Consider the following 508-nt stretch of genomic DNA (forward strand, 5'->3'; position numbering starts at 1 on the left):
GGGCTTGGCCGTGCTGGAGTGACGGGGTGAGCGACCGCAAGCCCTACAAGAGCGATTTATCCGACGAACGCTGGGCGCTGATCGAGCCGGTGACCACTGCATGGAAGGCGAAGCACCCGTCCGTCAGCGGCCACCAGGGCAACTACGAGATGCGAGAGATCGTCAACGCGCTCCTGTACCAGTCCCGGACCGGCTGTCAATGGGACTACCTGCCCCACGACCTGCCACCGCCCGGCGCGGTGAAGTACTACTTCTACAAATGGCGCGACGACGGCACCGACGAGGTCATCCATGACCTGCTGCGCTGGCAGGTGCGTGAGAGCCGGGGACGATTAGCCGACCCGAGCCTGGTGGTGCTCGACACCCAGAGTCTGCATGCCGCCGCGTGCGTACCCGCGGCCACGACCGGGCGGGACGCGGCCAAGAAGGTGCCGGGTCGCAAGCGGGGGCTGGCCGTTGACGTGCTGGGCCTGGTGATCGCCGTGGTGGTGCTGGCCGCTTCCGTGCA

General features: G+C 67.3%; 1 protein-coding gene. It reads left to right on the forward strand.

Annotated elements, in window-relative coordinates; all coding sequences use genetic code 11:
* Nucleotides 1–26: 26 nt before the first annotated feature.
* Nucleotides 27–508, forward strand: a 482-nt coding sequence (locus N4G66_RS45300; RefSeq protein WP_261710167.1) for a transposase, incomplete at its 3' end; no start/stop codon positions are given.

It is taken from the genome of Streptomyces rhizosphaerihabitans (assembly GCF_025399795.1).
GTDB lineage: Bacteria > Actinomycetota > Actinomycetes > Streptomycetales > Streptomycetaceae > Streptomyces > Streptomyces rhizosphaerihabitans.